General features: G+C 56.9%; 1 pseudogene. It reads right to left on the reverse strand.

From position 1 onward, the window contains the following. Positions 1-80: 80 nt before the first annotated feature. Positions 81-452 (reverse strand): annotated as a pseudogene (locus KZZ06_RS20110) (IS3 family transposase); the annotation flags it as partial.

Raw genomic sequence — 452 nt, forward strand, 5'->3', positions numbered from 1 at the left:
GCATGACCCCCGCAATGAAACTGAAAACAGCCGCGTGAATTCTACGGCTGGACCCCATTAAAAATGGGGGGATTACCATACCACCCCTCATGCGTTCTAATGTATGTGATATCGGTCACCCAAACCGTGTCAGGCGCATCGACCTCAAATTGCCTGCCCAGCGTATTGTCGGCGGCTACAGCAGGCTTGCCGCCATAGCGACCAGGGCGGCGTTTATAACCAATCTGTGCGGCGATGCCCGCGATGCTGGCCAAGCGCGCCACACGGTTCTCTGAGCAGACCTCGCCTGCGTCACCCAGGTCATCTGTCAGCTTCCGATATCCATAGACCTTGCCGCTGTCGGTCCAGGCCTGATGGATCAGTTCGGTCTGCCGCGCATCTTCAAGCGCACGCGCACTTAACGGTTCTTTAAGCCATGCGTAAAACCCACTGAAATGCACCGTCAGTACCCG

The organism is Sulfitobacter sp. CW3, assembly GCF_019392245.1.
Classification (GTDB): Bacteria; Pseudomonadota; Alphaproteobacteria; order Rhodobacterales; family Rhodobacteraceae; genus Sulfitobacter.